Origin of the sequence: Methylobacterium sp. WL18 (assembly GCF_008040015.1) — a bacterium.
Classification (GTDB): Bacteria; Pseudomonadota; Alphaproteobacteria; order Rhizobiales; family Beijerinckiaceae; genus Methylobacterium; species Methylobacterium mesophilicum.
Genome location: NZ_VRVD01000439.1, coordinates 1 through 3,970 on the forward strand (window position 1 = coordinate 1; position 3,970 = coordinate 3,970).

Annotated in this window: 3 protein-coding genes and 1 pseudogene; 1 reads left to right on the forward strand and 3 read right to left on the reverse strand. The window is 69.2% G+C overall.

Translation table 11 applies throughout. The features are described 5' to 3' along the window. From FV228_RS22445 to gltX, 3 genes are all read right to left on the reverse strand, one after another. Positions 1-729, reverse strand: a 729-nt coding sequence (locus tag FV228_RS22445; RefSeq protein ID WP_147856623.1) for an AlkA N-terminal domain-containing protein, incomplete at its 3' end; no start/stop codon positions are given. Continuing rightward, complete coding sequence (gene gltA / locus FV228_RS22450) at positions 624-1,913, reverse strand: citrate synthase (protein WP_147856624.1); 1,290 nt, start codon at positions 1,911-1,913, stop codon at positions 624-626. The genes FV228_RS22445 and gltA, both read right to left, overlap by 106 nt. Before the next feature lie 228 nt (positions 1,914-2,141). Continuing rightward, positions 2,142-3,569: a glutamate--tRNA ligase gene (gene gltX / locus FV228_RS22455; protein WP_147856625.1), complete on the reverse strand. Its 1,428-nt coding sequence runs from the start codon at positions 3,567-3,569 to the stop codon at positions 2,142-2,144. 170 nt (positions 3,570-3,739) lie between these two features. On the opposite strand from gltX, the pseudogene FV228_RS22460 reads away from it, so the two are divergent. Beyond that, positions 3,740-3,970: pseudogene (locus FV228_RS22460) on the forward strand (competence protein ComEC); the annotation flags it as partial.

The following is a 3,970-nucleotide window of genomic DNA, read 5'->3' on the forward strand; positions in this document are numbered from 1 at the left end:
GGGCATGTTCAGAGCCAGCGCCACGTCGGCTTCGGCCAGCTGAGGCGGCGTCGGGAAGACATGGGTCAGGCTGCCCGCCGGCTCCGCCAGCGGCGTCCCAAAAGCCGCGACGAGCTTTCCGGCGAGTCGGATCGCGGCCTGGACCGAGACCTGCTGGCCCAAAATCGCCCGGCAGCCGGTCTCGAACGGGTCCCAGGCGCCGGGCAGCCGCAATCCGGGCCGGGCCGCCACGAGCCCGGCCAGGGCAGGGTCCCGGGACAGGCAGGCCGCGATCGCGACCGGGTCGGCATCGCAATCGAACAGGCGGCGCAGGCGCGCGGCAATCTCCGGCCCGGAACTTACGTCGAGGCCACGGAGCGTCGCGTGCAGTGCGTCATCGCCGAACGCGACCGCGACGATGCCGGGCCGGCCGCCGACGCAGACCGTTCGCGCGTAGGATTGCGCGTCGGCCTCCGCCGATTCGACGCCGAGGATCGCCCGTTTCGCCAGGAAAGCGCGGATCGACGCCCAATCGTAGGGCGGCGGGCAGGGGAGACGGAGCGTGACGGCCGACCCAGGCGGCGAAAAGAAGTGGGGCGGCCCTTGGGCCGCCCCCGGTGTCGCCTCGGGTTCGATGGCTCGGCTCAGCCGCGCTCGTCGACCGGCACGTAGTCGCGCTGCGCCGGACCGACATAGAGCTGGCGCGGACGGCCGATCTTCTGCATCGGGTCCTCGATCATCTCGGCCCATTGCGCGATCCAGCCGACCGTGCGCGCCACCGCGAACAGCACGGTGAACATGTCGGTCGGGAAGCCCATCGCCTTGAGCGTGATGCCCGAATAGAAGTCGATGTTCGGGTAGAGCTTCTTCTCGATGAAGTACTCGTCCTTGAGGGCGATCTGCTCCAGCTCCATGGCGACGTGCAGCAGCGGATCCTCGGTCTTGCCGAGTTCCTTGAGCACCTGGTGGGTGGTGCTTTGCATGATCCGGGCGCGGGGATCGTAGTTCTTGTAGACCCGGTGGCCGAAGCCCATCAGGCGGAACGGGTCGTTCTTGTCCTTGGCCTTGGCGACGTACTTGCCGACGTTCTCGGGCGTGCCGATCTCCATCAGCATCTTCAGCGCCGCCTCGTTGGCGCCGCCATGGGCGGGCCCCCACAGGCACGCGATGCCGGCCGCGATGCAGGCGAACGGGTTGGCGCCGGACGAGCCGGCGAGCCGCACGGTCGAGGTCGAGGCGTTCTGCTCGTGGTCGGCGTGCAGGATGAAGATCTTGTCGAGGGCCTTGGCGAAGACCGGGTTGACCTCGTACTCCTCGCACGGGACCGCGTAACACATCCGCAGGAAATTCGAGGTGTAGTCGAGGTCGTTCTTAGGATACACGAAGGGCTGGCCGATGGAGTACTTGTAGGCCATCGCGGCCAAAGTCGGCATCTTGGCGATCATGCGGATCGACGCGATCAGCCGCTGGCTCTCGTCGGTGATATCGGTCGAATCGTGGTAGAAGGCCGAGAGCGCGCCGACCGAGGCGACCATCACGGCCATCGGGTGGGCGTCACGCCGGAAGCCAGTGAAGAACCGGTTCATCTGGTCGTGCACCATGGTGTGGCGCGTGACCCGATAGTCGAAATCGGCCTTCTGGGCGGCGGTCGGCAGGGTACCGAACAGCATCAGGTAGCAGGTTTCGAGGAAGTCGCCCTTCTCGGCGAGTTGCTCGATCGGGTAGCCGCGATAGAGCAGCACGCCCTCATCGCCGTCGATGTAGGTGATCTTCGATTCGCAACTCGCCGTCGAGGTGAAGCCCGGATCGAAGGTGAAGGCGCCGGTCTTGGCGTAGAGCTTGCCGATGTCGATGACGTCCGGGCCGATCGTGCCGGACTTGACCGGCAGTTCGATCTCCTTGCCGTCCACGGTGATGGTGCTGGATGCGCTCATGGAACGTGGACCCTTCTCTGGCGACGTGGCGGATGCCGGCCTCGGGCTGCCCGAGGCGACCCCGGGGCCGGAGCACGCCGCGCGTTATGTTGCGGGTGCTCACAGGCCCTGGGTTACCCAAACGGCAGTGCAGCAGCAACGGGGTCGGTGACAACCGACCGCCATCGCCAAGCGAAATCCGGTCCCAAGCGAAATCCGGGCCGGGACCCGCAGTTCCGTCCCGCCCGCTCAGCCCTGCGGCACTTGATCGGCGAGTCGCGCCAGGGTCTCGGCCCGACCGAGTACCGCCATCACGTCGAACAGGGGCGGGGAGGTGGTACGCCCGGTGAGCGCGGCCCGCAGGGGCTGGGCCACCTGCCCGAGTTTGCACCCGGCGGTCTCCGCATACTGACGCACCGCACCCTCGGTCGCCGCCGCGCTCCACTCGGGCAGCGACTGGAGATCCGGCAGCACCCCGGCCAGACGCGCCCGGCCCTCGTCGGACAGGAGCGCCCGGGCCTTGTCGTCGAGTACCAGGGGACGCTGGGCGGTGAGGTAATAGGCGCTGTCGAGCAGTTCGATCAGCGTCTTGGCCCGCTCCTTCAGGCCCGGCATGGCCTGGGTCAGCGTATCCTTGAGATCGGGCTGGAGCGTCGCCGGTAGGCCGCGCTCCGGGCCGACGTTCGGCAGGATCGTCTCGATCGCGGCGACCAGGTCCGCATCGGCGCTGCCGCGGATGTAGAGCCCGTTGAGGTTGGCGAGCTTGGCGAAGTCGAATCGCGCCGCCGAGCGCCCCACCGCGCCTAGATCGAAGGCCGCGATCATCTCGTCGGTGGAGAACACCTCCTGGTCGCCGTGGCTCCAGCCCAGGCGCACGAGGTAGTTGCGCAGCGCCTCCGGCAGGTAGCCGAGGTCGCGGTAGGCCTCGACGCCCAGCGCGCCGTGGCGCTTGGACAGCTTCGCCCCGTCGGCCCCATGAATCAGCGGGATATGAGCCATCCGCGGGATGTCCCAACCCAAGGCCGAAAAAATCTGGCTCTGGCGGGCCGCGTTGGTGAGGTGGTCGTCGCCGCGGATGATCTGGGTGACGCCCATGTCGTGGTCGTCGACCACGACGGCGAGCATGTAGGTCGGCGTCCCGTCCGAGCGCAGCAGCACGAGGTCGTCGAGATCGCGGTTGGCCCAGGTCACCCGCCCCTGCACGGCATCCTCGACCACCGTCTCGCCCTCGAGGGGCGCGCGCAGCCGGATCACCGGCCTGACTCCGGCAGGAGCCTCGGACGGATCGCGGTCGCGCCAGCGCCCGTCGTAGCGCGGGGCCCGGCCCTCGGCCCGGGCGGTCTCCCGCATCTGCGTCAGTTCCTCGGCGGAGGCGTAGCAATGGTAGGCGCGGCCGGCAGCCAGCAGCTCCTCGGCGACCGCGCGATGGCGCTCGGCGCGGGCGAACTGGAACACCACGTCCCCGTCCCAGTCGAGGCCGAGCCAGGACAGGCCGTCGAGGATCGCGTCGATCGCACCCTTGGTCGAGCGTTCCCGATCGGTATCCTCGATGCGCAGCAGCATCTTGCCGCCGGTGTGGCGGGCGTACAGCCAATTGAACAGCGCCGTGCGGGCACCGCCGATATGGAGGTATCCGGTGGGCGAGGGGGCGAAGCGCGTGACGACGGCTGAGGACATCGGGCCGATATGTTCGGGGGCGGAGGGCAACGGGGCGGTGCGGGGCGTCAGGGCGGCGCCCGTCGCACGGCATGGCGCCCGTAGCACGAAGCGTCCGCTGTAGCACGGGCCGATGGGTGCGTTAAGAATCCCAGGCCGGGACGTGAGTCGTCCGCTACGGGGCGGGGTAGATGCGGCGGATCGGCGCGAGGCTAGCGGGCGGCGCGGTGGCGCTGGCTGGCACGCGCCCGGTTTCGATGCCGGCGCTGCACGGCTGGCTCGCCGACGGACTCGCCCGGGAGGTCGAGCAGCGCCGCCTGTTCCCGTGGCTGGCGGTGGCGTTCGGCGCCGGGATCCTGGTCTTCTTCGGGTGTGCCGACGGGACGCCGTTCCTCGCCGCCCCCCTAGTCGGAGCGTCGCTC

Excerpts from the sequence above, each read along its gene's own strand:
- gltA (WP_147856624.1), bottom strand. The coding sequence starts at position 1,913 with ATGAGCGCATCCAGCACCATCACCGTGGACGGCAAGGAGATCGAACTG.
- gltX (WP_147856625.1), bottom strand. The coding sequence starts at position 3,569 with ATGTCCTCAGCCGTCGTCACGCGCTTCGCCCCCTCGCCCACCGGATAC.